At 68.1% G+C, this 24,770-nt stretch carries 15 protein-coding genes and 3 rRNA genes; 8 read left to right on the forward strand and 10 right to left on the reverse strand.

The genetic code is table 11. From position 1 onward, the window contains the following. Positions 1–77: 77 nt before the first annotated feature. The 3 genes from rrf to OG202_RS09185 form a co-directional block, all read right to left on the reverse strand. Positions 78–194, reverse strand: a 5S ribosomal RNA gene (gene rrf, locus OG202_RS09175). A gap of 96 nt (positions 195–290) precedes the next feature. Continuing rightward, positions 291–3,414 (reverse strand): 23S ribosomal RNA (locus OG202_RS09180). Positions 3,415–3,721: 307 nt separating this feature from the next. Beyond that, positions 3,722–5,248: ribosomal RNA gene (locus OG202_RS09185) — 16S ribosomal RNA — on the reverse strand. Together the 16S, 23S and 5S rRNA genes form the textbook arrangement of a ribosomal RNA operon. Before the next feature lie 589 nt (positions 5,249–5,837). Between OG202_RS09185 and OG202_RS09190 the strand changes: the two genes are divergently transcribed. Together OG202_RS09190 and ptsP are read left to right on the forward strand one after the other, a co-directional pair. Further along, a complete protein-coding gene (locus OG202_RS09190; RefSeq protein ID WP_326584202.1) occupies positions 5,838–6,287 on the forward strand; it encodes a PTS sugar transporter subunit IIA in 450 nt (149 codons plus the stop codon). Between the two features lie 75 nt (positions 6,288–6,362). Then, entirely contained in the window at positions 6,363–8,033 is a 1,671-nt protein-coding gene (gene ptsP, locus OG202_RS09195; RefSeq protein ID WP_326584201.1) for a phosphoenolpyruvate--protein phosphotransferase, read from the forward strand. 65 nt (positions 8,034–8,098) lie between these two features. Here ptsP and OG202_RS09200 read toward each other — a convergent pair whose 3' ends face one another. Together OG202_RS09200 and OG202_RS09205 are read right to left on the reverse strand one after the other, a co-directional pair. After that, the gene (locus tag OG202_RS09200; protein WP_328222585.1) at positions 8,099–9,010 is read right to left on the reverse strand and encodes a hypothetical protein; all 912 of its coding nucleotides are present in this window, start codon (positions 9,008–9,010) and stop codon (positions 8,099–8,101) included. Between the two features lie 80 nt (positions 9,011–9,090). Next, complete coding sequence (locus OG202_RS09205; RefSeq protein WP_328222586.1) at positions 9,091–11,058, reverse strand: acetoacetate--CoA ligase; 1,968 nt, start codon at positions 11,056–11,058, stop codon at positions 9,091–9,093. A gap of 213 nt (positions 11,059–11,271) precedes the next feature. On the opposite strand from OG202_RS09205, the gene OG202_RS09210 reads away from it, so the two are divergent. Then, positions 11,272–13,638 carry a glycoside hydrolase family 31 protein gene (locus OG202_RS09210; protein WP_328222587.1) on the forward strand — a complete coding sequence of 789 codons (2,367 nt, stop codon included), beginning with the start codon at positions 11,272–11,274 and terminating at the stop codon, positions 13,636–13,638. Positions 13,639–13,668: 30 nt separating this feature from the next. Here OG202_RS09210 and OG202_RS09215 read toward each other — a convergent pair whose 3' ends face one another. Further along, on the reverse strand, positions 13,669–14,205 hold the full coding sequence (locus OG202_RS09215) for an NUDIX domain-containing protein (RefSeq protein ID WP_326584197.1): 537 nt from the start codon (positions 14,203–14,205) through the stop codon (positions 13,669–13,671). 260 nt (positions 14,206–14,465) lie between these two features. On the opposite strand from OG202_RS09215, the gene OG202_RS09220 reads away from it, so the two are divergent. From OG202_RS09220 to glpK, 4 genes are all read left to right on the forward strand, one after another. Beyond that, the gene (locus OG202_RS09220; RefSeq protein ID WP_326585914.1) at positions 14,466–14,891 is read left to right on the forward strand and encodes a Zn-ribbon domain-containing OB-fold protein; all 426 of its coding nucleotides are present in this window, start codon (positions 14,466–14,468) and stop codon (positions 14,889–14,891) included. Continuing rightward, positions 14,888–16,078: a lipid-transfer protein gene (locus tag OG202_RS09225; RefSeq protein WP_328222588.1), complete on the forward strand. Its 1,191-nt coding sequence runs from the start codon at positions 14,888–14,890 to the stop codon at positions 16,076–16,078. Before OG202_RS09220 ends, OG202_RS09225 begins: the two co-directional genes overlap by 4 nt. A 673-nt stretch (positions 16,079–16,751) precedes the next feature. Further along, positions 16,752–17,537, forward strand: coding sequence for an MIP/aquaporin family protein (locus tag OG202_RS09230; protein ID WP_326584196.1), 786 nt, complete (start codon positions 16,752–16,754; stop codon positions 17,535–17,537). Positions 17,538–17,567: 30 nt separating this feature from the next. Continuing rightward, the gene (gene glpK / locus OG202_RS09235) at positions 17,568–19,088 is read left to right on the forward strand and encodes a glycerol kinase GlpK (protein ID WP_326584195.1); all 1,521 of its coding nucleotides are present in this window, start codon (positions 17,568–17,570) and stop codon (positions 19,086–19,088) included. 123 nt (positions 19,089–19,211) lie between these two features. On the opposite strand, the gene OG202_RS09240 is transcribed toward glpK, so the two are convergent. The 4 genes from OG202_RS09240 to OG202_RS09255 form a co-directional block, all read right to left on the reverse strand. Then, positions 19,212–19,817, reverse strand: a complete 606-nt coding sequence (locus OG202_RS09240) for a GTP-binding protein (RefSeq protein ID WP_326584194.1) — start codon at positions 19,815–19,817, stop codon at positions 19,212–19,214. Positions 19,818–19,908: 91 nt separating this feature from the next. Further along, the gene (locus OG202_RS09245) at positions 19,909–20,304 is read right to left on the reverse strand and encodes a DUF742 domain-containing protein (protein ID WP_326584193.1); all 396 of its coding nucleotides are present in this window, start codon (positions 20,302–20,304) and stop codon (positions 19,909–19,911) included. A 9-nt stretch (positions 20,305–20,313) separates the two neighbouring features. After that, positions 20,314–20,751 carry a roadblock/LC7 domain-containing protein gene (locus OG202_RS09250; RefSeq protein ID WP_326584192.1) on the reverse strand — a complete coding sequence of 146 codons (438 nt, stop codon included), beginning with the start codon at positions 20,749–20,751 and terminating at the stop codon, positions 20,314–20,316. Next, positions 20,748–23,624: a nitrate- and nitrite sensing domain-containing protein gene (locus OG202_RS09255; protein ID WP_326584191.1), complete on the reverse strand. Its 2,877-nt coding sequence runs from the start codon at positions 23,622–23,624 to the stop codon at positions 20,748–20,750. The genes OG202_RS09250 and OG202_RS09255 overlap by 4 nt, the downstream gene beginning before the upstream one ends. 419 nt (positions 23,625–24,043) lie before the next feature. Between OG202_RS09255 and OG202_RS09260 the strand changes: the two genes are divergently transcribed. Continuing rightward, entirely contained in the window at positions 24,044–24,595 is a 552-nt protein-coding gene (locus OG202_RS09260; protein WP_326584190.1) for a hypothetical protein, read from the forward strand. Positions 24,596–24,770: the final 175 nt, after the last annotated feature.

Genomic DNA, 24,770 nt, shown 5'->3' on the forward strand with positions numbered 1-24,770 from the left:
TGCCCCCTGACCCTACCTCAACGCAAAAAAGCTCTGGCTCTTGGGCAGTGTGCCCAAGAGCCAGAGCTCTAAAAGGAGTTCGGCGGCGTCCTACTCTCCCACAGGGTCCCCCCTGCAGTACCATCGGCGCTGTAAGGCTTAGCTTCCGGGTTCGGAATGTAACCGGGCGTTTCCCTCACGCTATGACCACCGAAACACTATGAAACACTCAACCGCACCATCCCCCGTGACCAAACAAGGGAATGGGGTTGTTCGTGGTTTCAGAACCAACACAGTGGACGCGAGCAACTGAGGACAAGCCCTCGGCCTATTAGTACCAGTCAACTCCACCCGTTACCGGGCTTCCATATCTGGCCTATCAACCCAGTCGTCTACTGGGAGCCTTACCCCATCAAGTGGGTGGGAATACTCATCTCGAAGCAGGCTTCCCGCTTAGATGCTTTCAGCGGTTATCCCTCCCGAACGTAGCCAACCAGCCATGCCCTTGGCAGAACAACTGGCACACCAGAGGTTCGTCCGTCCCGGTCCTCTCGTACTAGGGACAGCCCTTCTCAATATTCCTGCGCGCGCAGCGGATAGGGACCGAACTGTCTCACGACGTTCTAAACCCAGCTCGCGTACCGCTTTAATGGGCGAACAGCCCAACCCTTGGGACCGACTCCAGCCCCAGGATGCGACGAGCCGACATCGAGGTGCCAAACCATCCCGTCGATATGGACTCTTGGGGAAGATCAGCCTGTTATCCCCGGGGTACCTTTTATCCGTTGAGCGACGGCGCTTCCACAAGCCACCGCCGGATCACTAGTCCCGACTTTCGTCCCTGCTCGACCCGTCGGTCTCACAGTCAAGCTCCCTTGTGCACTTACACTCAACACCTGATTGCCAACCAGGCTGAGGGAACCTTTGGGCGCCTCCGTTACCCTTTGGGAGGCAACCGCCCCAGTTAAACTACCCATCAGACACTGTCCCTGATCCGGATCACGGACCCAGGTTAGACATCCAGCACGACCAGACTGGTATTTCAACGACGACTCCCCCTGAACTGGCGTCCAGAGTTCAAAGTCTCCCAGCTATCCTACACAAGCCGAACCGAACACCAATATCAAACTGTAGTAAAGGTCCCGGGGTCTTTCCGTCCTGCTGCGCGAAACGAGCATCTTTACTCGTAGTGCAATTTCACCGGGCCTATGGTTGAGACAGTCGAGAAGTCGTTACGCCATTCGTGCAGGTCGGAACTTACCCGACAAGGAATTTCGCTACCTTAGGATGGTTATAGTTACCACCGCCGTTTACTGGCGCTTAAGTTCTCAGCTTCGCCACCCCGAAGAGTGACTAACCGGTCCCCTTAACGTTCCAGCACCGGGCAGGCGTCAGTCCGTATACATCGCCTTACGGCTTCGCACGGACCTGTGTTTTTAGTAAACAGTCGCTTCTCGCTGGTCTCTGCGGCCACCCCCAGCTCGAGGAGCACGTCCTCTCACCAGTGATGGCCCCCCTTCTCCCGAAGTTACGGGGGCATTTTGCCGAGTTCCTTAACCATAGTTCACCCGAACGCCTCGGTATTCTCTACCAGACCACCTGAGTCGGTTTAGGGTACGGGCCGCCATGAAACTCGCTAGAGGCTTTTCTCGACAGCATAGGATCATCCACTTCACCACAATCGGCTCGGCATCAGGTCTCAGACTATTGCCAGGCGGATTTACCTACCTGACGTCCTACACCCTTACCCCGGGACAACCACCGCCCGGGATGGACTACCTTCCTGCGTCACCCCATCACTCACCTACTGCAAGTCTGGTCCGTCGGCTCCACCACTTCCCTTTCCCCGAAGGGTCCGGGACGGCTTCACGGACTTAGCATCGCCTGGTTCAATGTTTGACGCTTCACAGCGGGTACCGGAATATCAACCGGTTATCCATCGACTACGCCTGTCGGCCTCGCCTTAGGTCCCGACTTACCCTGGGCAGATCAGCTTGACCCAGGAACCCTTGGTCAATCGGCGCACACGTTTCTCACGTGTGTATCGCTACTCATGCCTGCATTCTCACTCGTGAACCGTCCACAACTCGCTTCCGCGGCTGCTTCACCCGGCACACGACGCTCCCCTACCCATCCATACAGGCGTTGGCCCTATTGTATGAATGACACGACTTCGGCGGTACGCTTGAGCCCCGCTACATTGTCGGCGCGGAATCACTAGACCAGTGAGCTATTACGCACTCTTTCAAGGGTGGCTGCTTCTAAGCCAACCTCCTGGTTGTCTGTGCGACTCCACATCCTTTCCCACTTAGCGTACGCTTAGGGGCCTTAGTCGATGCTCTGGGCTGTTTCCCTCTCGACCATGGAGCTTATCCCCCACAGTCTCACTGCCGCGCTCTCACTTACCGGCATTCGGAGTTTGGCTAAGGTCAGTAACCCGGTAGGGCCCATCGCCTATCCAGTGCTCTACCTCCGGCAAGAAACACACGACGCTGCACCTAAATGCATTTCGGGGAGAACCAGCTATCACGGAGTTTGATTGGCCTTTCACCCCTAACCACAGGTCATCCCCCAGGTTTTCAACCCTGGTGGGTTCGGTCCTCCACGAAGTCTTACCTCCGCTTCAACCTGCCCATGGCTAGATCACTCCGCTTCGGGTCTTGAGCGTGCTACTAAAGTCGCCCTGTTCGGACTCGCTTTCGCTACGGCTACCCCACCCGGGTTAACCTCGCAACACACCGCAAACTCGCAGGCTCATTCTTCAAAAGGCACGCAGTCACGACGCACCGAGCAAAGCTCGATACGCGACGCTCCCACGGCTTGTAGGCACACGGTTTCAGGTACTATTTCACTCCGCTCCCGCGGTACTTTTCACCATTCCCTCACGGTACTATCCGCTATCGGTCACCAGGGAATATTTAGGCTTAGCGGGTGGTCCCGCCAGATTCACACGGGATTTCTCGGGCCCCGTGCTACTTGGGTGTCTCTCAAACGAGCCGTACAGATTTCAGCTACGGGGGTCTTACCCTCTACGCCGGACCTTTCGCATGTCCTTCGCCTACCCATACGGTTTCTGACTCGCCGACCAGCCGGCAGACTGATCAAGAGAGATCCCACAACCCCGTATACGCAACCCCTGCCGGGTCTCACACGCATACGGTTTGGCCTCATCCGGTTTCGCTCGCCACTACTCCCGGAATCACGGTTGTTTTCTCTTCCTGCGGGTACTGAGATGTTTCACTTCCCCGCGTTCCCTCCACTTGCCCTATGTGTTCAGGCAAGGGTGACAGCCCATGACGACTGCCGGGTTTCCCCATTCGGACACCCCCGGATCAAAGCCTGGTTGACGACTCCCCGGGGCCTATCGTGGCCTCCCACGTCCTTCATCGGTTCCTGGTGCCAAGGCATCCACCGTGCGCCCTTAAAAACTTGGCCACAGATGCTCGCGTCCACTGTGCAGTTCTCAAACAACGACCAACCACCCGTCACAACCCGCTCACACGGATTTTTACCGGGGTCGGCACTGAAGGCAGCCATACGGCCATACCCTCAGACACCCAACAGCGTGCCCGACCCGATCGACGTCCGGAGATCATGCTTTCCACGCCCTTGCGGACAGTACTCACAGCCTCCGACCCGTGAACCGGTCGAATAATCAACGTTCCACCCTTGAGCTGACCACCGCAGAACATTTGCCTGCGTAGTGGCTCTGGATCTCTTGCGAGACCTAGATGCTCCTTAGAAAGGAGGTGATCCAGCCGCACCTTCCGGTACGGCTACCTTGTTACGACTTCGTCCCAATCGCCAGTCCCACCTTCGACAGCTCCCTCCCACAAGGGGTTGGGCCACCGGCTTCGGGTGTTACCGACTTTCGTGACGTGACGGGCGGTGTGTACAAGGCCCGGGAACGTATTCACCGCAGCAATGCTGATCTGCGATTACTAGCAACTCCGACTTCATGGGGTCGAGTTGCAGACCCCAATCCGAACTGAGACAGGCTTTTTGAGATTCGCTCCGCCTCACGGCTTCGCAGCTCATTGTACCTGCCATTGTAGCACGTGTGCAGCCCAAGACATAAGGGGCATGATGACTTGACGTCGTCCCCACCTTCCTCCGAGTTGACCCCGGCAGTCTCCTGTGAGTCCCCATCACCCCGAAGGGCATGCTGGCAACACAGAACAAGGGTTGCGCTCGTTGCGGGACTTAACCCAACATCTCACGACACGAGCTGACGACAGCCATGCACCACCTGTACACCGACCACAAGGGGGCGACCATCTCTGGCCGTTTCCGGTGTATGTCAAGCCTTGGTAAGGTTCTTCGCGTTGCGTCGAATTAAGCCACATGCTCCGCTGCTTGTGCGGGCCCCCGTCAATTCCTTTGAGTTTTAGCCTTGCGGCCGTACTCCCCAGGCGGGGAACTTAATGCGTTAGCTGCGGCACCGACGACGTGGAATGTCGCCAACACCTAGTTCCCACCGTTTACGGCGTGGACTACCAGGGTATCTAATCCTGTTCGCTCCCCACGCTTTCGCCCCTCAGCGTCAGTAATGGCCCAGAGATCCGCCTTCGCCACCGGTGTTCCTCCTGATATCTGCGCATTTCACCGCTACACCAGGAATTCCGATCTCCCCTACCACACTCTAGTCTGCCCGTATCGAATGCAGACCCGGGGTTAAGCCCCGGGCTTTCACATCCGACGCGACAGACCGCCTACGAGCTCTTTACGCCCAATAATTCCGGACAACGCTCGCGCCCTACGTATTACCGCGGCTGCTGGCACGTAGTTAGCCGGCGCTTCTTCTGCAGGTACCGTCACTTTCGCTTCTTCCCTGCTGAAAGAGGTTTACAACCCGAAGGCCGTCATCCCTCACGCGGCGTCGCTGCATCAGGCTTTCGCCCATTGTGCAATATTCCCCACTGCTGCCTCCCGTAGGAGTCTGGGCCGTGTCTCAGTCCCAGTGTGGCCGGTCGCCCTCTCAGGCCGGCTACCCGTCGTCGCCTTGGTGAGCCGTTACCTCACCAACAAGCTGATAGGCCGCGGGCTCATCCTTCACCGCCGGAGCTTTCCACACTCATCGGATGCCCGAGAGTGTTGTATCCGGTATTAGACCCCGTTTCCAGGGCTTGTCCCAGAGTGAAGGGCAGATTGCCCACGTGTTACTCACCCGTTCGCCACTAATCCCCACCGAAGTGGTTCATCGTTCGACTTGCATGTGTTAAGCACGCCGCCAGCGTTCGTCCTGAGCCAGGATCAAACTCTCCGTGAATGTTTTCCCGACTGTGCTTAATGAAAAGCGCGGGTCTACACCACGAGAGCGGAACCACCGGAGGAATGATCCGATGGTTCACAGCGTCCTCGCTGTGTTTTACTTCAAAGGAACCTCGCCCCAACCGGAAACCGGCCGGGAACGGGGTATCAACATATCTGGCGTTGATTTTTGGCACGCTGTTGAGTTCTCAAGGAACGGACGCTTCCTTTGTACTCACCCAAGTAATTCCCTGGGCTTTCCTCCGGGCGCTTCCCTTCGGTGTTTCAAACTCTATCAGTGTTTTTCCGGCCCCCTGACCACCATCCTGCAGACATGCAGAAGACGATCCCGGGATAGGATCTGAACGATCTGAACGAGTTCGATGCTGCCGGGGTCGGACACAAAGTGCCGCTCGCCCCGAAGCAGGTGTACGACTCTACATCGGGCCGCGGAGCCCGTGCAAATCGCTTGGAGGGGTGGTCTAGACCTCTAATGCGGAGCTATGGTGCGGAACGGGTACTTCATCTGACCTACCCTGCTGCTCAGCACGCCGTCCCGGGACAAGCGGGGACGGTGTCCTCATAGATCTCCACCTGGGAGGCTTCCCATGACCACCGTGACGTCCCCTCTTGCAGGACGCGCCATCGGACTGGCCGCCGTACCGGACCCGGTCTTCTCGGGAGCGATGGTCGGCCCCGGCACCGCGATCGACCCCGTGCGTGAGGCGGGGGAGGCTGTCGCCCCCGTGGACGGAGTCATCGTCTCCCTGCACCCGCACGCGTTCGTCGTGGTCGACGGTGAGGGGCACGGTGTGCTGACGCACCTCGGTATCGACACCGTGCAGCTCAATGGTGAGGGCTTCGAGCTGCTCGTCAACAAGGGCGACACCGTGCAGCGCGGGCAGGCCGTGGTGCGCTGGAACCCCGCCGCAGTCGAGGCCGCGGGCAAGTCCCCGGTCTGCCCCGTCGTGGCCCTGGAGGCCACGGCCGACTCCCTCTCCGAACTCCGCGAGGACGGCGATGTGAAGGCCGGCGACACGCTCTTCGGCTGGCAGTGATCAGGGCCGTACCGGATCGCAAGTTCCACAACCACCGCGGCGGCGGGGCCCGCCGCACTATCGGAGACAGGTGAGATGGAGACAACGCTGCGAGGCGTCGGTGTGAGCCACGGTGTGGCGATCGGCGAGGTTCGGCATATGGGAACAGCGGTACTGGAGCCGCCCGCCAAGCAGATCCCGGCGGAGGACGCGGGGCGCGAACAGGGACGTGCCCGTAAGGCCGTGGACGCGGTGGCCGCCGATCTGATCGCGCGCGGCAACCTGGCCGGGGGCGAAGCCCAGGCCGTACTGGAGGCCCAGGCCCTGATGGCCCAGGACCCCGAGCTGATGGCGGATGTGGAACGCCGTGTCGCCGTGGGGAGCACGGCGGAGCGCGCTGTCTACGACGCCTTCGCCGCGTACCGGGCGCTGCTGGCGGGGGCCGGCGAGTACCTCGCGGGGCGCGTGGCCGACCTCGACGATGTGCGGAATCGTATCGTCGCCCGGCTTCTCGGGGTTCCCATGCCCGGTGTGCCGGACAGCGACGAGCCGTACGTCCTCATCGCGCGTGACCTGGCGCCCGCCGACACCGCACTGCTCGACCCGACGCTCGTCCTCGGTTTCGTCACCGAGGAGGGTGGGCCGACCAGTCACAGCGCGATTCTGGCGCGGGCGCTGGGGGTGCCGGCCGTGGTGGCGCTGCCGGGAGCCGGGGAGCTCGCCGAGGGCACGGTGATCGCCGTGGACGGCAGCACCGGTGAGATCTTCGTGAACCCGAGCGCGGAGAAGAAGGCCGAGCTGGAGGCCGCCGCGGCGGCGCGGAAGGCCGCGCTGTCGGCATCGAGCGGGCCGGGGGCGACCTCCGACGGGCACAAGGTTCCGCTGCTGGTCAATGTCGGTGGTCCCGCAGACGTACCGGCGGCCGTGGAGGCCGGCGCCGAGGGTGTCGGGCTGTTCCGTACCGAGTTCCTCTTCCTGGACGACAGCAAGACGGCGCCGTCCGAGGGGAAGCAGGTCGAGGCGTACCGGAAGGTGCTGGAGGCCTTCCCCGAGGGGCGTGTGGTCGTGCGGGTGCTCGACGCCGGCGCCGACAAGCCGCTGGAGTTCCTGACCCCGGCCGATGAGCCGAACCCGGCGCTGGGTGTGCGCGGGCTGCGCACGCTGCTCGACCACCCCGAGGTGCTGCGCACGCAGCTGACGGCGCTCGCGAAGGCCGCCGAGGGTTTGCCGGTCTACCTTGAGGTCATGGCGCCGATGGTCGCGGACCGCACGGACGCCAAGGCGTTCGCCGACGCCTGTCGTGAGGCGGGGCTGCGGGCCAAGTTCGGTGCCATGGTGGAGATTCCGTCGGCGGCGCTGCGGGCGCGTTCGATCCTGCGGGAGGTCGAGTTCCTCTCGTTGGGGACCAACGACCTCGCGCAGTACACGTTCGCGGCCGACCGGCAGGTGGGTGCGGTGTCCCGGCTGCAGGATCCGTGGCAGCCCGCGCTGCTCGACCTGGTCGCGCTGTCCGCCGAGGCGGCGAAGGCCGAGGGCAAGAGCTGTGGTGTCTGCGGTGAGGCGGCGTCGGATCCGCTGCTCGCGTGTGTGCTGACCGGGCTGGGTGTCACCTCCCTTTCCATGGGTGCGGCGTCGATTCCGTATGTGCGGGCGACCTTGGCGAAGTACACGCTGGCGCAGTGCGAGCGTGCCGCGGCCGCCGCGCGTGCGGCGGACACGGCCGAGGAGGCTCGTAGCGCGGCGCAGGCGGTGCTGTCGGGCGAGTAGGGCCCACAGCGATCGGGCTGGTGTCGAGGGGCGCTCCACCTGTGGGTGGGGCGCCCCTCGCCCGTTCAGTGGGTGTGCCGTCCGTCCGGGGTCGGGCCTCCCCTGCCGAGATCGTCCCCGAGGTCGGGTGGGGTGCAGTAGTCGACGCCGGACTCCGGGGAGACGAGGTCTCCGGATTCCATGTCGGTGCAGTAGGCGTCGAAGACCTCTCCCGCGGTGAGGGGTTCGAGGCCTTCGCCGCGCAGGCGCCAGCCGTAGACGCGGTCGGTCGTGTCGGGGGTGGTGGTGCGCATGACGAGTCCGCCGGGGCTTCGGGTGGCGATGCCGAGGGCCAGGACCGTGGCGAACTCCAGGACCTCCGACTCGTCGAGCCGGGTGGTTCCTTCGTCGTCCTGTTCGGCGTGCAGGACTGCGGCCAGTGCCTGGGGCTTGGCGGAGACGCTGCACACGAGGTGGCGTTCGCCGGGGGCCGCGGTGTCGAGGACGCGCCTGAGCAACTGCATGGCACGGGCGAAGGCGGCGCGTCCGATGTCCTCGCCGCAGGAGGCGCAGTCGCCGATCTGGGCGAGGAGTGTGGTCGCGTACTCCCAGGTGGCGAGGCGGACGGCTTCGTCGATCAGTTCGGGGACGAGCTCGGTGAGGGGCTGTCCTTCGTACGGGACGGCGGCGCCGGTGGTGGCCAGTTCCGCGGTGAAGCGGGTGCGGCTGGACGGGGTGTCCGGTTCGAGGCCGGTGTCGGCGCAGAACTCGGCGTACTCCTCCGGGTCGAAGAGGGCGACCGTCGTGTGGTTGCCCTGCGCGGCGAGGGTCCTGAGCAGGGCTTCCACCTGTCGGAGATAGGTCGTGTGGTCGTCGAAGGTGAAGCTGCGGTAGCGCCGCATCGCGGTGAAGTCGTGTTCGTCGGCCAGCAGGCCGATGGTGCCCGCGATCTCGCGGCGCAGGACGCGTCGCATGCTCTGGTGGCTGGTGTGTGCCATGTCTTTTCCCCCTGTGCGAGCAGTCGATCAATTCTCACTCACAGTAATCGGGGGCACTGACAACGCGGTCGCCCGAGGGGTCAGGCTCGTTTGCGGGCCAGGTCCTCGTAGAAGCGCAGAAGGTCGAGGTTGTCGATGGAGCCGGGGTTGACCGCCTTTTCCAGGGGGGTGCCCTGGAGGAGTCGTTTGACGGGGACCTCGATGCGTTTGCCGGTGAGGGTGTGCGGGACTCCGGGGACCTCGATGACCTCGTCGGGGATGTGCCGCGGGGAAAGCTGTTCGCGGATGGTCCGCTTGATGCGGTCGAGGAGGGCCTCGTCGAGGGCTGCTCCCGGGGCGAGTTGGACGAAGAGGGGCATCCAGTAGCCGCCGTCGGGCTGTTCGATGCCGATGACGAGGGATTCCTTGATCTCGGGGAGGCGTTCGACGGCTTCGTAGATGTCGGCCGAGCCCATGCGGACACCCTGGCGGTTGAGGGTGGAGTCGGAGCGGCCGTGGATCACGACGGAGCCTCGGGAGGTGAGGGTGATCCAGTCGCCGTGGCGCCAGACGCCGGGGTAGGTGTCGAAGTAGCTGTCGTGGTAGCGGGTGCCGTCGGGGTCGTTCCAGAAGTGGATCGGCATGGACGGCATGGGGTTGGTGACGACGAGTTCGCCGACCTCGTCGACGAGGGGTTTGCCGCTGGGGTCCCAGGACTGGAGGTCGGTGCCGAGGCCGGGGGCCTGGAGTTCGCCGATGTGGACCGGGAGCGTGGGGACGGCTCCCGCGAAGCAGGAGCACACGTCGGTGCCGCCGCTGACGGAGGCGATCCAGAGGTCCTCGCGGACCTCGTCGTGGAGCCAGCGGAAGCCGTCGGGTGGGAGCGGGGAGCCCGTGGTGCCGACGCACTGGACGCGGGAGAGGTCGTAGTCGCGGCCCGGGTGGACGCCGGCCTTGCGGCAGGCCATGACGTAGGCGGCGGAGGTGCCGAAAAGGGTGGCGCCGGTGCGCTCGGCCACTCGCCACTGGGCGCCGGTGTCGGGGTAGCCGGGGCTGCCGTCGTACAGGACGACCGTGGTGCCGGTGAGGAGGCCGGAGACCAGGAAGTTCCACATCATCCAGCCGGTGGAGGTGTACCAGAAGAAGCGGTCGTCGGGGCCGAGGTCGCAGTGGAGGCCGAGCTGTTTGAGGTGTTCGACCAGGATGCCGCCCTGGGACTGGACGATGGCCTTCGGGAGGCCGGTGGTGCCGGAGGAGTAGAGCACCCACAACGGGTGGTCGAACGGGACCTGTTCGAAGGTCGGCGTGGCGTCCGCGGAGGTCAGCGCGGACCACTCCAGGGCGCCTTCGGGGGCTTCGGTGCCGAGGACGGGGATGTGGACGACGGCGCGCAGCGTGGGCAGTTCACGGCGGAGTTCGGCGACGATGTCGCGGCGGTCGTGTTCCTTGCCGCCGTAGCGGTAGCCGTCGACGGTGAACAGGACGACGGGTTCGACCTGTTGGAAGCGGTCGAGGACGCTGCGGGCGCCGAAGTCCGGGGCACAGGAGGTCCAGACGCCGCCCACGGCGGCCGTGGCGAGGAGGGCGACGACGGCCTGGGGGATGTTCGGGAGGTAGCCGCTGACGCGGTCTCCGGGGCGTACGCCGAGGGCGCGCAGTTCGGCGGCGAGCGAGCCGACCTGGCGGCGGAGCTCCGACCAGGTCACCGGGCGCTGTTCGTGGGTCTCGTCGACGTGGAGCAGGGCCGGTTCGTCGGCGCGGGTGTCGGCCGCGCGGAGGGCGTGTTCGGCGTAGTTGAGGGTGGCTCCCGGGAACCACTCGGCGCCGGGCATCGCGCGATCGCCGAGCACGCGCGCGTAGGGGGTGGAGAACCGTACGTCGAACCATTCGGTGACGGCCTTCCAGAACGTCTCGAGTTCGTCGACGGACCAGCGGTGCAGGGCCGGGTATCCGCCGTCGGCGGGGGCTCCGTGGTGCTCGGCCGCCCAGGACTGGAACGCGGTGATCCGCGCCCGGGCGACGCGTTCCGCGTCGGGCTGCCAGAGCGGCGAGGGGTTCGCTGAGGTCATGGGGCGGCTCCCGGGACTGTGCGCGTGGTGTGCGACGGACGCGCACGGGCAGGGGTGTGCGCGTGACGCGGCTGACACGGACGATGCCATGTGATCGACTTCCGCACCAGGGTGAGCCTCGGATGGACCGCGACGTGAAGTGTGCCGCCACCACGGGTGAACGGAAGTTGAACGGCTCACACGAATGGGCCGGTCGATGGCAGGGTGAGCGGCATGAACGGTCGTGACCTGGTGCGTTCGGTGAAGGCGATCGGTTCGGCGGGGGCGGCTCAGGGGCTGCGCACCGTACGGGCCGCATGGCGCAGGAGGCGTGCCGACGCCCTCGGGTTGCCGCCGCGGGGCGCCGAGCGGGCCCGGGTGCCCGGTCCGGTGGTGGATGTGGAGCCGGCCCCCGGCGGCGGGATCGTCCGGTTCGGCCGGTCCGCGCTGCGGGTCACCGTCGATGTGAACGGGGCGGTCTTCTGGGGCTGGGACGGGGCCGGGCCGGAGCCGTCGTACGCGCTCGCGGGCCGGTGCCCGGAGCCGGATCCGCGGGCCGTTCTGGAGCCGGACAAGGACGGTGGCTGGCGGGTCGTGGCGGAGCGGGTGACGGTCGTCGTGTCGCGGCACGGCGCCGTCGAGGTGCGTACGCCCGGTGGAGTGACCCTGCGGCGTGATCTGCCGCCCCGGTGGTGGGAGCCGGTCGGTGGGGGCGAGGCGCGGTGGGTGCAGCGTTCGGAGGTGGCGGCCGACGCGCGGTTCTTCGGTCTGGGCGGCCGGGCGGCCGGGCCCCGGCTCCGGGGCGGGACGTACCGGCTGTGGAACACGGACCCCGGTCATACGTTCGCGCCCGGCGACGATCCGCTGTACATCACGATGCCGGTGCAGATGGTGGTGGCCGACGCGGCCACGCATCTGGTGTTCCACGACACCACGTGGGACGGCACGGTCACGCTGCGCGAGGGCGAGGAGGGTGCCGGGTCGGGGCACGACCGGGCCGGGACGTCGGAGCTGCGGATGGACGGGGGGCCGCTGCGCTGTTGGGTGATAGTGGGCACCCCCGCGCGCGTGCTGCATGCCTGGGCCGCTCTCACGGGGGCTCCGGCGCTGCCGCCCGCGTGGGCGTTGGGGCATCATCACGCGCGGTGGGGTTTCGGGAGTGAGCGGGAGGTGCGGCGGATCGTCGCGGGCTATCGGGAGCGCGGTCTGCCGCTCGACGCGGTTCATCTGGACATCGATCACTACGACGCCCATCGGGTGTTCACGGTCGACGCGGAGAACTTCCCGAAGCTGCCGGTTCTCGCGGAGGACTTGCGGCGCGACGGGATACGGCTGGTGTCGATCGTCGACGCGGCGGTCGAGGCGCGGCCGGGCAACGCGGTGTACGACAGCGGGACGGCCGAGGACGCGTTCGTGCGGGATGCCGCCGGGCAGGTCGTGGAGGGTCTCGTGTGGCCCGGGGAGTCGGTCTTTCCGGACTTCACGCACGCGCGTACGCGCGCGTGGTGGGGCGGTCTCTACGAGGAGCGTCTGGCGCAGGGTTTCGCCGGGTTCTGGCACGACATGAACGAGCCGACGTCGTTCACGGCGTTCGGTGAGAACACGCTGCCCCGGTCGGTCCGGCACGACCTGGAGGGCCGGGGCGGTGATCATCGCGAGGCGCACAACGTGTACGCGCTGTGCATGGCCCGCGCCGGGTACGAGGGCCTGCGTCAGCTGGTGCCCCAGGAGCGGCCGTTCGTCTTCTCGCGCTCCGGGTGGGCCGGCATGCAGCGGTACGGAGGGACGTGGTCCGGGGACGTGGCGACGGGCTGGCCCGGGCTGCGGGCGTCGCTCTCGCTGGTGCTGGGGCTCGGATTGTGCGGGGTGCCGTACTCGGGGCCGGACGTGGGCGGGTTCGACGGCAGTCCGTCACCGGAGCTGTATCTGCGGTGGTTCCAGCTGGGCGCGTATCTGCCGCTGTTCCGTACGCACGCCAGTCTGCGGGCGGGGCGTCGGGAGCCGTGGGAGTTCGGGGACGAGATCCTCGAGCACGCGCGCGTGGCCCTCGTCGAGCGGCGGCGGCTGTTGCCGTACTTCATGACGCTGGCCCATCTGGCGCGTCGTACCGGGGCGCCCTATGTGCGCCCGCTGTGGTGGGGTGCGCCCGAGGACCGGGCGCTGCGCGACTGCGAGGACGCGTTCCTGCTGGGTGACTGTCTGCTGGTGGCGCCGGTGCTGGACCCGGGCGCGGACCGGCGTGCGGTGCAGCTGCCGCGGGGGCGCTGGTACGACACGGTGACCGGACGGGCGTACGAAGGGCCGGGGCAGGTGCTGCTGGAGGCGCCCCTGTCGCGTGTCCCGGTACTCGCGCGCGCGGGTGCCGTGTTGCCGGTCCGGGGCGCCGACGGCGGCCTGGAGCTGGAGGTGTGGGCACCCGCGCACGGGCGGACGGGGGGTGGGCTCGTGGTGCCGGACGCGGGCGACGGCTGGGACGAGCCGGAGGTGGAGCGGTACACGGTGCGTCGGGAGGGGCCGCGTGTGGTCGTGGAGCTGGACGGGGAGGGGGGTCCGGTCGAGCCTCCGTATCCCGTGCGGGTACGTGGGCTCGACCGGGAGTGAGCCCGGGTTCGGCTCAGGCGTGGCTTCGGCTCAGATGTAGCGGCCGTCGAAGAACGCCTGGACGGCCAGGGTGTGCAGGGGGAAGGCGAGTTCGGTGGGCCTGCGCAGCAGGTGCCAGCCCTCCGTCTCGTCCGTGGCGGCGGACTCCGGCAGGGTGGCGGCCGGGCGCTCCGGGAGCAGCCCGAACAGCAGCAGATGACCGTCGGGTGAGCTCATGGCGTCGGCGAGGCGCACGTCGCGGTCGGCCACGCAGATGCCCGTCTCCTCCTTGAGCTCACGGACGACGGCGTGCCGCCAGTCCTCCCGGTGGTCGATGAAGCCGCCGGGCAGGGCGGTGCCCCCACGCGCGGGGGCGATGGTCCGTGTGATCACGACGAGGGCTGTGCCCTTGGTGTCGTACACGGGCTGGAGGGCCACCGCGACGGGGAGCGGATTGCGGTAGGCCACGGTGCGGCAGGCCTCGCAGGTGCGGGGCCAGCCGGAAACGCCCTCTCCGTAGGGCGCTCCGCAGCTCGAACAATGCGAGTTCGGTGCGAAGTTGGCGGTTGGCTGTTGGTTCGCGGACACGCGGCGGACTGTATCCGATCATCTGCTGGTCGTCTTACCGGGGCGGGTCAATGCGCCACGCCGCGGAGCCTGCCGGTACGGGTGAGGGCCGGCCGGAACCACCCCCGTGGGCCCCGGCCGGTCCTCCCGATACTCCGACGCCTGCCGGGGCTGGTTGGTTCTGCCGGAACCTGCCCAATTCGAGATGCCCGTGCCAGACTTTCTGACGGTTCATCAGATCTGTTCACCTGGGAGGGACTTTGTCGCGAAGTCGCGCACCTGTGGTCGTCGGCTGGTTCACCGGGGAGGGCGAGGAGTTCCGGCTGCTCGGCACACGATGTTCGGCGTGCGCCTCGGTGTTCTTCCCACGTGAGGACGCCTTCTGCCGCAACCCGGGCTGCCCGGGCGGCGACCTGCGCGAGGTCCCGTTGTCGCGCCGGGGCCGTGTGTGGTCGTACACCGACGGCCGGTACCGGCCTCCGTCACCCTACGTGTCCGATCCGGAACTTCCGTGGGAACCGTACGCGTTGATCGCTGTGGAACTGGCCGAAGAACGCCTCGTGGTGCTGGGACAGGCGGTTCCCGGGGTCACCGTCGCCGATCTGGCGGTGGGCATGGAGGTGGAGGTCGTTCCCGGTGTGCTGAACGAGGACGCGGAGACGACCTGGACTACATGGCACTGGCGGCCGACGGGGGTGAGGGCGTGACTGGCGAGGTGGCGGTGCTGGGCGCGGGCATGCACCCATGGGGCAAGTGGGGAAGGAGTTTCGTCGAGTACGGGACGGTGGCGGCGCGTGCGGCGCTGGCCGACGCGGGGGTCGACTGGCGGGACGTCGGCTCGATCGTCGGCGCGGACACGGTGCGTGGCGGTTATCCGGGCCATGTGGCGGGGGCGACCTTCGCGAAGGCGCTGGGCTGGCAGGGGGCCCGGGTCACGAGCGTGTACGCGGCCTGCGCGTCCGGGGCGCAGGCGGTGGGCACCGCGCGCGCCCAGATCCTCGCCGGCCTCGCGGACGTGGTGCTCGTCGTGGGTGCGGACTCTGCCCCGAAGGGGTTCTTCCGGCCCGCCGGCGGGGACCGGGCGGACGATCCGGACTGGCTGCGGTTCCGGGTCCTCGGGGCCACCAATCCGACGTACTTCGGGTTGTACGCGCGGCGACGGATGGCGGTCCACGGGGACACACCGGAGGACTTCGCGCGGGTCAAGGTGAAGAACTCCGCGCTGGGGGCGCTCAATCCGTTCGCGCGCTATCGCAAGCGGGTCACCGCCGAGGAGGTCGCGGCCTCCGCCGTGGTCGCCGATCCGCTGCGGCTGCTGGACATCTGTGCGACCTCGGACGGGGGTGCGGCGCTCGTGCTGTCCAGCATGGAGTTCGCGCGGCGGCACGGAGTGGCCGAACCCGTGCGGATACGGGCGGTGGCCACGGTGACGCCCCGCTATCCCAACACGGTGCTGGATCTGCCGGACATCGCCACGGATTCGGCGGTCGCGGTGGCGCCGCCGGACGAGACGTTCCGGGCGTCGATCGCGCGGGCCGCGTACGAGGAGGCGGGTGCCGGCCCTGAGGATCTCTCGTTCGCCGAGGTCTACGACCTGTCCACGGCGCTGGAGTTGCAGTGGTACGAGGATCTGGGGCTGTGCGGCGAGGGCGAGGCCGCGAAGCTGCTCCGGGACGGCGTGACGACGCTGGGCGGGCGCATACCGGTGAACGTCAGCGGCGGGCTGGCCTCCTTCGGGGAGGCGGTTCCGGCGCAGGCGATCGCCCAGGTGTGCGAGCTGGTACGGCAGTTGCGGGGCGAGGCGACCGACCGGCAGGTCGAGGGGGCGCGGGTGGGAATCAGCGCCAACCAGGGGCTGTTCGGTCACGGATCGGCGGTGATCGCGGTTCGGTGAGGCTCGGGCAGGTGTGCGCGCTCGGCTGTGACGGCCGGGGGATCCCGCGTGAACAGCGCGCCCATCGCGTCCGGGGCCGCGTCGGCAGCGCCATCATCCTCGCGCGCTCCCGATGGGACACGCTCCGCTTCGCCTTCCAGCCGATCGTCGACCTGACGCGGGAGGGGTCGCGGAGCCGGCGATACTCGCGCGTCCGGAGACCGGTGACGTCCTGGCGCAGGCCCGCTGAGAGCCCGAAGTGACAGCAGGCCGGCCGTTCGGCGATCCGGTCGGCGGCTTGCCGGGAGAGACGGCCGCCCCCCTCCACGCACACGCCGCCTCCCGCCCGCTTCCGTGCCCCGTCGGTGCCGGGTCGGGGCCGCGCGGGTGTGTGCGCCCCGTAGCCGTCTCCAACCATTGCTGTCCGTGTTCTTGACGCCCCCTGGGTGCCGGTGAACACTTCCGGTGTCGGTCGGCATCGCCGGATTCGGGCGTCTTTGTGCACTGCGCCGCTCGGGCTTCCCGCCTGCGCAACAGGCCATCCCCACGGGCGATTCGGCTGCGACGGCACGCTCGTCACGGACGCCGGGCGGGGCGCGGGCCCCTCCCTGCCTTCGGCTGCATCAGCCATGGGAACGCACCCTGCACGGAAGGTCCGGGGTCGAGCACTCCGGGCCGGGGCCAAGGAGCCGCCATGAGCAACGGAGACATATTCGTCGGTGAGGTCATCGGTACGGCGATCCTGATTCTGTTCGGCGCCGGTGTGTGCGCCGCCGTCACTCTCAGGTTCTCGAAGGCGAGGGCATCGGGCTGGATCGTCATCGCGTTCGGCTGGGGCTTCGCCGTGCTGGCGGGCGCCTACACCGCCGCGCCCTTGTCGGGCGGACACCTCAACCCGGCCGTGACGCTGGGGATCGCGGTCGACACCGGCACCTGGGACAAGGTCTGGGTGTACCTGCTCGGCCAGATGCTCGGCGCGATGGTCGGCGCGGTCCTCGCGTACCTCGTCTATCTCGCGCAGTTCCAGGCGAACGTCCGCAAGGAGGGCACCACGGAGGGCACGGCCGACGAGCCGACGCCGACCCTGGGCATCTTCTCCACCATCCCGGAGATCCGGAACCCGGCCGCCAACCTGATCACGGAGATCATCGCGACGATCGCCCTGGTCCTGCCGATCCTCGCCTTCGGACGGAACACGGGCATCGGCATCGGCCAGATCCCCGGTGAAGAGGCCGGGATCTACGGCTCCGGCATCTCGGTCCTGCTGGTGTCCTTCCTGGTCGTCGGCATCGGTCTCTCCCTCGGCGGACCCACCGGCTACGCGATCAACCCGGCCCGTGACCTCGGCCCGCGCATCGTGCACACCTTCCTGCCGATCCCGAACAAGGGCACCTCGGACTGGGGTTACGCCTGGATCCCGGTCGTCGGCCCCCTGGTCGGCGGCGTCCTCGCGGGCCTCATCTACAACGCAGCCTTCTGACTCAACCGACGGAAGACATGAGGGGACGTCATGCCGGACAACGCCCAGAAGTACGTCGCCGCCATCGACCAGGGCACCACTTCGAGCCGCTGCATCATCTTCGACCACAGCGGCGCCATCGTCGCCGTCGACCAGCGCGAACACCGCCAGATCTTCCCCAAACCGGGCTGGGTGGAGCACGACGCCACCGAGATCTGGTCGAAGGTGCAGGCGGTGGTCGCCGGGGCGATCGCCAAGGCGGGCCTGCGCGCGGACCAGATCAGCGCGCTCGGCATCACCAACCAGCGCGAGACGACGGTCCTGTGGGACCGCGCCACGGGCAAGCCCGTGCACAACGCGATCGTCTGGCAGGACACACGAACCTCGGCGCTCTGCAGCGAACTCGGCGGCTCGGACGGGCAGGACCGCTTCCGTGAACAGACGGGCCTACCGCTGGCCAGCTACTTCTCCGGCCCGAAGGCCACCTGGCTGCTCGACAACGTGCCCGGCCTCAGGGCCCGAGCCGAGCGCGGCGAGATCGCCTTCGGCACGATCGACTCCTGGCTGATCTGGAACCTGACCGGGGGCACGGACGGCGGCCGGCACGTCACCGACGTCACCAACGCCGGGCGCACCATGCTGATGAACCTGGAGAGCCTCCAGTGGGACACCTCGATCCTCTCCGCGATGAACGTCCCCGAGGCGGTCCTTCCGGAGATCAGGTCCTCCGCGGAGGTGTACGGCACCGCCGTGGGCCCACTCGCCGGCGTACCCGTCGCCTCGGCGCTCGGTGACCAGCAGGCGGCGGTGTTCGGCCAGGCCTGCTACGACGTGGGCACGGCCAAGAACACGTACGGCACCGGCAGCTTCCTGCTGCTCAACACCGGGAACCGGCCCGTGCCGTCGAAGAACGGGCTGCTCACGACCATGGGGTACAAGATCGGCAGCGAGGCGCCGGTGTACTGCCTGGAGGGGTCGATCGCGATCACGGGCGCCCTGGTGCAGTGGTTCCGCGACCAGCTCGGCATCATCCGTACCGCCGACGAGATCGAACCCCTGGCGGCGAGCGTGGACGACAACGGCGGGGCGTACATCGTGCCCGCGTTCTCGGGCCTGTTCGCCCCCTACTGGCGCTCGGACGCGCGCGGGGTCGTCACCGGGCTGACGAGGTACGTCACCAAGGCGCATCTCGCGCGGGCGGTGCTGGAGGCGACCAGCTGGCAGACGCGGGAGGTCGTGGACGCCATGTTCCAGGACTCGGGGGTGCACATCACGACCCTCAAGGTCGACGGCGGCATGACCAAGAACAACCTGCTGATGCAGCATCAGGCGGACGTCCTGGACGTGCCGGTGATCCGGCCGCGGGTCTCGGAGACGACCTGCCTGGGAGCCGCGTACGCGGCCGGGCTCGCGACCGGGGTGTGGAACGACCTGGACGAACTGAAGTCGCACTGGCGGAAGGACGTCGAGTGGACACCGGCCATGGAGGCCTCCGTCCGTGACCGCGAGTACCACAACTGGCGCAAGGCGGTGGAGAAGAGCCTCGGCTGGCACGAGGACGACGACAGCTGAGAGGACGACAGCTGAGAGCGAGGCCCACGCGCGCGTGCGCGCGTCCTTCGCGTGGACGGGGTCCACGCGCGCGTGCCCATGGCCACGGCTCGTACCCCTGTCGGCGGGGGTACGGGCCGTGCCTCAGGTGGTGAGGGGCTGGCGGTGCTCCGCCGCGTAGGCCATCGCGTGCCGGACGACGGAGACCAGGACGTCCTTGACCGAGTCCCGCTGACGCGCGTCGCACAGCACGACCGGCACGTCCGGGTCGAGGTCGAGGGCCCGGCGGACGGTCTCGGCCGGGTAACGCGCGGCCTCGTCGAAGCAGTTGACGCCGATCACGAAGGGTATGGAGCGCCGTTCGAAGTAGTCGACGGCGGCGAAGCAGTCCTCCAGGCGACGTGTGTCGACGAGCACCACGGCGCCGAGGGCACCGGAGGCGAGCTCGTCCCAGAGGAACCAGAAGCGGTCCTGGCCGGGGGTGCCGAACAGGTACAGGACGAGGTCCTCGCGGAGGGTGATGCGGCCGAAGTCCATGGCGACGGTGGTGGTCGTCTTGTTCTCCACACCCCTGGTGTCGTCGACCGGGCGGCCCGCCTCGGTGAGCACCTCCTCGGTGCGCAGCGGCTTGATCTCGCTGACCGCGCCGACGCAGGTCGTCTTGCCCACACCGAAGCCGCCCGCCACGAGGATCTTGAGCGTGACGGGCTCGACCGGAGGTTTGCCGCGCTCAGAGCGCCCGAGGATCATCGGTCTCTTCTCCTGCTGGTGGTTGTCGCGCGACGGGTGGGCCGTGGCCCCCGCCGCCCGGGGTTTCGCTGACGGCTCGTGAACGCGCTGCTCAGAGCGCCCGGAGGCCATTGATCACGTCGCGCAGGATGCTCTCGTCCACCAGCTCGGCAGGCGGTACGGGGCGGGTCACGTGGACGAGTTCCTCGTCCACGAGGTCTCCGACGAGGACGCGGACCACTCCGATGGGGAGGTCCAGGTCGGCGGCCAGTTCGGCCACCGACTGGGGGGTGTCACGGCAGAGCTCGACGATACGGACGTGCTCAGGGGAGAGGGAGTGGTCCTCCTCCGGGTCGTCGACGTGCGGTTCCGTGACGACCACGGCGATCAGGTCGAGGCGGTGCTGGATCGCGTGGTTGGTCCGGCCGCGCGTCATCGCGTACGGACGCACCACTGGTCCGGCCTCGTCGTCGAACCAGTGGCTTCTTCCCTGACCGTCTCGGCTCATGCCATCCCACTACCCGCCCTGGGGCACATCGGTGCGCGGGGCGGAGCCCAGATGTACCCCGACCCGCTTGACCAGGAGGGTCATCTCGTAGGCCACCTGACCGATGTCGGCGTCGGCGTCGGCCAGGACGGCGAGGCAGCTGCCGTCGCCGGCCGCCGTGACGAAGAGGAAGGCCTCGTCGAGTTCGACGACGGTCTGCCGGACACTGCCCGCCTCGAAGTGCCGGCCGACGCCCTTGGCGAGGCTGTGGAATCCGGAGGAGACGGCGGCCAGATGCTCGCTGTCCTCCCTGGTGAGGTCGTTGGAGACGCCCGTGGGCAGTCCGTCGCTGGAGAGCACGAGCGCCTTGCGGATGCTGGCGACGCGCTCCACCAGGTCGTCCAGGAGCCAGTTCAGCTCGCCGGACGTGCCGGTCGCGGTGGGCCCCTCGGCCTTCGGTGCGGTCATCGACCGTCCCCCTTAGTCGTTCCTCGTGGTGCTGAGACGTCGTGGGCGTCGTCGCCCTCGGCGTTCTCCTCGCGGCCGCGCTGCCAACCCCGTTGGAGCGAGGCCATACGGCTGCGTACCTCGTCGGCGTCGCGTTCGCCGAGGTCCGGGCGCCGCTCGGGACGGGACCTGTCGCGTTCGGCACGCCGGTCGGGGCCGTCCTTCAACTGCGGTGCCAGGCTGGCCTGTCGGACGCGACGGGGCAGCGGGCTCGACGTTGATTCTGCCTGGTCGGTCGTCGTGTCCGTGCGCGGGGTGGGCTCGCCCACCCCGTACTGCGAGGTCGTCGGGGCGGCGTCGTCCGAAGGGGGCGTACGGCGGCGCTGGGGCAGGGCGTGGCCCTCGTACCCGCCGGGGGGCCGCGCTCCGGCGGGGTGCGCCCCCGGGGGGACAGTGGGTCCGGGGCGGTCGGTTCCGGGGTGGACCGGCGGTTCGGCGCGGTCACCGCGCAGGGCGGTGAGCGGCCGCGTTTCGGCACCCTGCTCGGGACCGGGCGTACGGCCCTGCTCGGGCTCGTCCTCCGTGTGCCTCGACCTGGACCCGGTCACCGAACGGCCGTGGGAGCTGACGAGGTGCGGGGTCCGGCGCTGGGGCAGCGGGACGGGGCCGAGCGTCGGGTCGGGATCGGTGAGCGGGGCCTGCTGCCCTTCGCCGTCACGGGCAGCCCGCTGCTGCTCGTCGGCGACGCCGGTGAGGGAGCGGCGGGGCCGGAACAGGCCGCTCCGCTCGGCGTCCTCGTCGGTCAGGGCGCCCGGGAAACCGCCCAGAGGCTCCAGGTCGACCGGGGCCTCCAGCTCCACCGGGCCGTCCAGGATGGCGGAGGTGAGCCCGGGAAGCCGGACCGGCACCTGGGAGAGTGCCGCGTTGCGCTCCTCCTCCAGTTCGGCCTCGCGGGTGGGGTGGGCGCGGTCGAGACGGAAGCCGATGCCGTTGGTGTCGGGGACGTCGTCGGTGAGCAGGGCGTCCGGGATGAACACCACGGCCGTGGTGCCGCCGTACGGGGAGGGCTGGAGGGAGACGCGGACCTTCTGCCGCTGGGCGAGCCGGCTGACCACGAAGAGACCGAGCCGGTCGGTGTCGGAGAGTTCGAAGTCGGGGGTCTCGGCGAGCTTGAGGTTGGCGTCGAGGAGCGACTCGGCCGACATGCCGAGGCCCCGGTCGTGGATCTCCAGGGTGAAGCCGTTGGCGACGCGCTCGCCGTGCACCTGCACGGCGGTGTGCGGGGGCGAGAACACCGTGGCGTTCTCCAGGAGTTCGGCCACGAGGTGGGTGAGGTCGGCGACCGCGGGGCCGGTCACGGCGACCCGGGGCAGGCGGCGGACCTCGATCCGCTCGTAGTCCTCGACCTCGGCGACGGCCGCGCGGACGACGTCCATGAGCTGGATGGGCTTGCGCCACTGCCGGGACGGGGCGGCGCCGGAGAGGATGACCAGGCCCTCCGCGTGCCGGCGCATACGGGTCGTCAGGTGGTCCAGGCGGAACAGGTCGGCGAGTTCGTCGGTGTCCTCGGTCCGGCGTTCCATGGTGTCGAGGAGGGTGAGCTGCTTGTGGAGCAGGACCTGGCTGCGGCGGGCGAGGTTGACGAAGACCTCGGAGATGCCGCTGCGGAGTTCGGACTGCTTGACGGCGGCCTCGACGGCCGCCCGCTGCAGGGTGTTGAGGGCCTGGCTGACCTCGCCGATCTCATTCTTGTCGTACTCCAGGCGCGGCACCTCGGTCTCCACGTCGACCTGTTCGCCCGCGGCGAGCCGGCGCATCACGCTGGGCAGCCGGACCCCGGCGGTGTCATGGGCCTCCTGGCGGAGCCGGCGCAGGTCGCGGATGAGGACGCGGCCGATGCGGACGGACATGAAGAGCGAGACGAGCAGGGCGAAGAGGCCGAGGACCCCGGATACGGCGGCCTTCAGGATGACGTCGGTGGCCAGCGGGCGCACGCGGTCCTGATAGCGGTCGCCCGCCTCGAGGCTGAGGTCGCGGAGGTCGGCGAGCACGGGCTCGACCGAGGTGTCCCAGCTCTTCGCGGTCACACCGGTGGGCTTGCCGGGATCGGAGCCGATGACGGCCTGTTCGACCGAGCGCAGGGGCGCGGTGCTCGCGTTCTTCCAGTAGCCGTAGAAGCGGTCGCGCTCGGAGGCGGGCAGCTGCGGCAGGCTGATGTCGTACATCAGGGTGCGCTGGGCGACGAGGTCGGAGAAGTCGCGGATCTCGTCCTGGGTGATCCGGTTCGCGACCAGCACCGAGCTGAGCAGGGCGTCCTCACGGGAGAGGAGTTCGCGGGCGCGGCCGACATTGACCAGGGCGCGGCCCTGCTTGTCCATCTCCACGTCGTCGAGCGCGGGGAGGTCGGACAGCAGCGTGAAGCAGGGGTCGACGAGCTCGTTGTAGAAGCGGAGGGCCTCCGGGACGGGGACCGTGCCGTTCTCGACGCTGGTCCGCAGGGACGGCAGGCCGTCGAGGGCGTCCAGGATCGCCGTGAGCTGCAGCGAGGTGGCCTCGCCCATCTCGTCCCGCAGCTCGGCGTCCTGGGCGTGTTCGCGGAACTCCTCGACGGACTTGTCCGTGGCGGCCCGGCTGCGGTCGAGGGCGGTGAGCGCCTCGGAGGCCCCGGGGTCGGCGAGGTAGACGAGGGTCTGGCGGCGTTCCTGCTGGAGCACACGGATGGTGTCCTCGGTGGGGAAGCCGACCTCCTCGACGATGTCCGCCACCCTGAAGAGATCGCTCGCCTCACGGCCCGTCAGCACCGTGGCGAACGTCCAGACACCGGTCAGGGCCACCAGGGGCACGAGCAACAGCGCCACGATCTTCCGGCGGATCGATTTCCCGCGAAAGCGCATGGCCTCCCCCAGCTCGACCCCCGCCAGGCCCGGGGGCACACATGTGCGTCAACAAACGGCGTGAGCCTACTACCGACTCACACCTATCTCGAAGAGCCCGCCGCACGCGCTCCGCACCCGAGGCGAACCAGGCATGGGGAGTTGTCCGTTCATTGGGGGAGATTGCCTCCCGCTGTCGGGCACTTGAACCCATGGCATCCCGTCGGAGAAGTTGGCCGGTTGGCCGGATTTTTTCGCCGCCTGGGAATCTTCGACGCACGTCGATCGTCTTTCTGTACGGGAGTTGGGGGCGGAATGGGCCACAGACCCCGCATGCCGCTTCCAGGCGGCGTGAATCGGAGGAAGTCGGGCACCAGTGGGGGACCGGGTCTCGGGATCCGGTGACTGTTGGTCCACCGGCGGTGGGGAGTGACGAGTTGATGGGCACGGCGGAGCGGCGCGTAGCGCCCGGGGACGGAGCGGCGACGCCCGAGGTGGCGGCGCGGAGCGCTCAGGCACCGGATCGCGGCCTCCTGACGGGGGAGAGCGTCGCGGTGGAAGAACGGAGGCTCTCCGCCCGCGGCGACGAAGAGCTGGTGCATTACCGGCCGTTGTGGATCGAGGAGCCGGCGCGCAAGCGACGGCTGCCCGACCCGGTGCGGACGGCGGCGGTGCGGGCGGTCCTCATCATCGCGGTGACGCTGATTCAGGCGATGGTGGCGTTCCTGTGCACCCTCGCGGGTTCCTGGCCGGCGTTCCCCATGGTGCTGAGCACCGTGGCGAGCACGATCGCGGCGACCTGGGGCGTCCTGGACGTCTGGGTCACCCGCCAGGTGTGGAACCAGCGCAACGGCGTGATCTCGACCCCGAGCAGCACGGCGCGGTCCCTGCGCCGCGAGCGGCGGCGGGCCCGCCGCGATGCGCGGGCGACGGAGCGCACGCAGGAGCGGATACGCCGACGGGGTGGCGCCGGGCAGCTGTCGCACCCGTAGTACGGCCGGGGTGGGCTCATGCGACGCATGGGCCCACCCTCCGGGCGGCCGGCGAGCCGCCTCCTCCAGGTCGGCCCCTCGGCGAGGGCGGCCAGGGCCTCGCGGGCGCGGCCGACGGGTGGTGTGCTGGTCGACACCAGCACCGCATCGGGGTACCTCGTGAGTGGCTGCCGCA

The sequence above is a fragment of the Streptomyces sp. NBC_00310 genome (assembly GCF_036208085.1).
Classification (GTDB): domain Bacteria; phylum Actinomycetota; class Actinomycetes; order Streptomycetales; family Streptomycetaceae; genus Streptomyces.

Bases quoted from the DNA above. Each gene is read 5' to 3' on its own strand.
- OG202_RS09190 (WP_326584202.1), top strand. From the start codon at position 5,838: ATGACCACCGTGACGTCCCCTCTTGCAGGACGCGCCATCGGACTGGCC.
- ptsP (WP_326584201.1), top strand. From the start codon at position 6,363: ATGGAGACAACGCTGCGAGGCGTCGGTGTGAGCCACGGTGTGGCGATC.
- OG202_RS09200 (WP_328222585.1), bottom strand. From the start codon at position 9,010: ATGGCACACACCAGCCACCAGAGCATGCGACGCGTCCTGCGCCGCGAG.
- OG202_RS09205 (WP_328222586.1), bottom strand. From the start codon at position 11,058: ATGACCTCAGCGAACCCCTCGCCGCTCTGGCAGCCCGACGCGGAACGC.
- OG202_RS09210 (WP_328222587.1), top strand. From the start codon at position 11,272: ATGAACGGTCGTGACCTGGTGCGTTCGGTGAAGGCGATCGGTTCGGCG.
- OG202_RS09230 (WP_326584196.1), top strand. From the start codon at position 16,752: ATGAGCAACGGAGACATATTCGTCGGTGAGGTCATCGGTACGGCGATC.
- glpK (WP_326584195.1), top strand. From the start codon at position 17,568: ATGCCGGACAACGCCCAGAAGTACGTCGCCGCCATCGACCAGGGCACC.
- OG202_RS09240 (WP_326584194.1), bottom strand. From the start codon at position 19,817: ATGATCCTCGGGCGCTCTGAGCGCGGCAAACCTCCGGTCGAGCCCGTC.
- OG202_RS09245 (WP_326584193.1), bottom strand. From the start codon at position 20,304: ATGAGCCGAGACGGTCAGGGAAGAAGCCACTGGTTCGACGACGAGGCC.
- OG202_RS09250 (WP_326584192.1), bottom strand. From the start codon at position 20,751: ATGACCGCACCGAAGGCCGAGGGGCCCACCGCGACCGGCACGTCCGGC.
- OG202_RS09255 (WP_326584191.1), bottom strand. From the start codon at position 23,624: ATGCGCTTTCGCGGGAAATCGATCCGCCGGAAGATCGTGGCGCTGTTG.
- OG202_RS09260 (WP_326584190.1), top strand. From the start codon at position 24,044: ATGGGCACGGCGGAGCGGCGCGTAGCGCCCGGGGACGGAGCGGCGACG.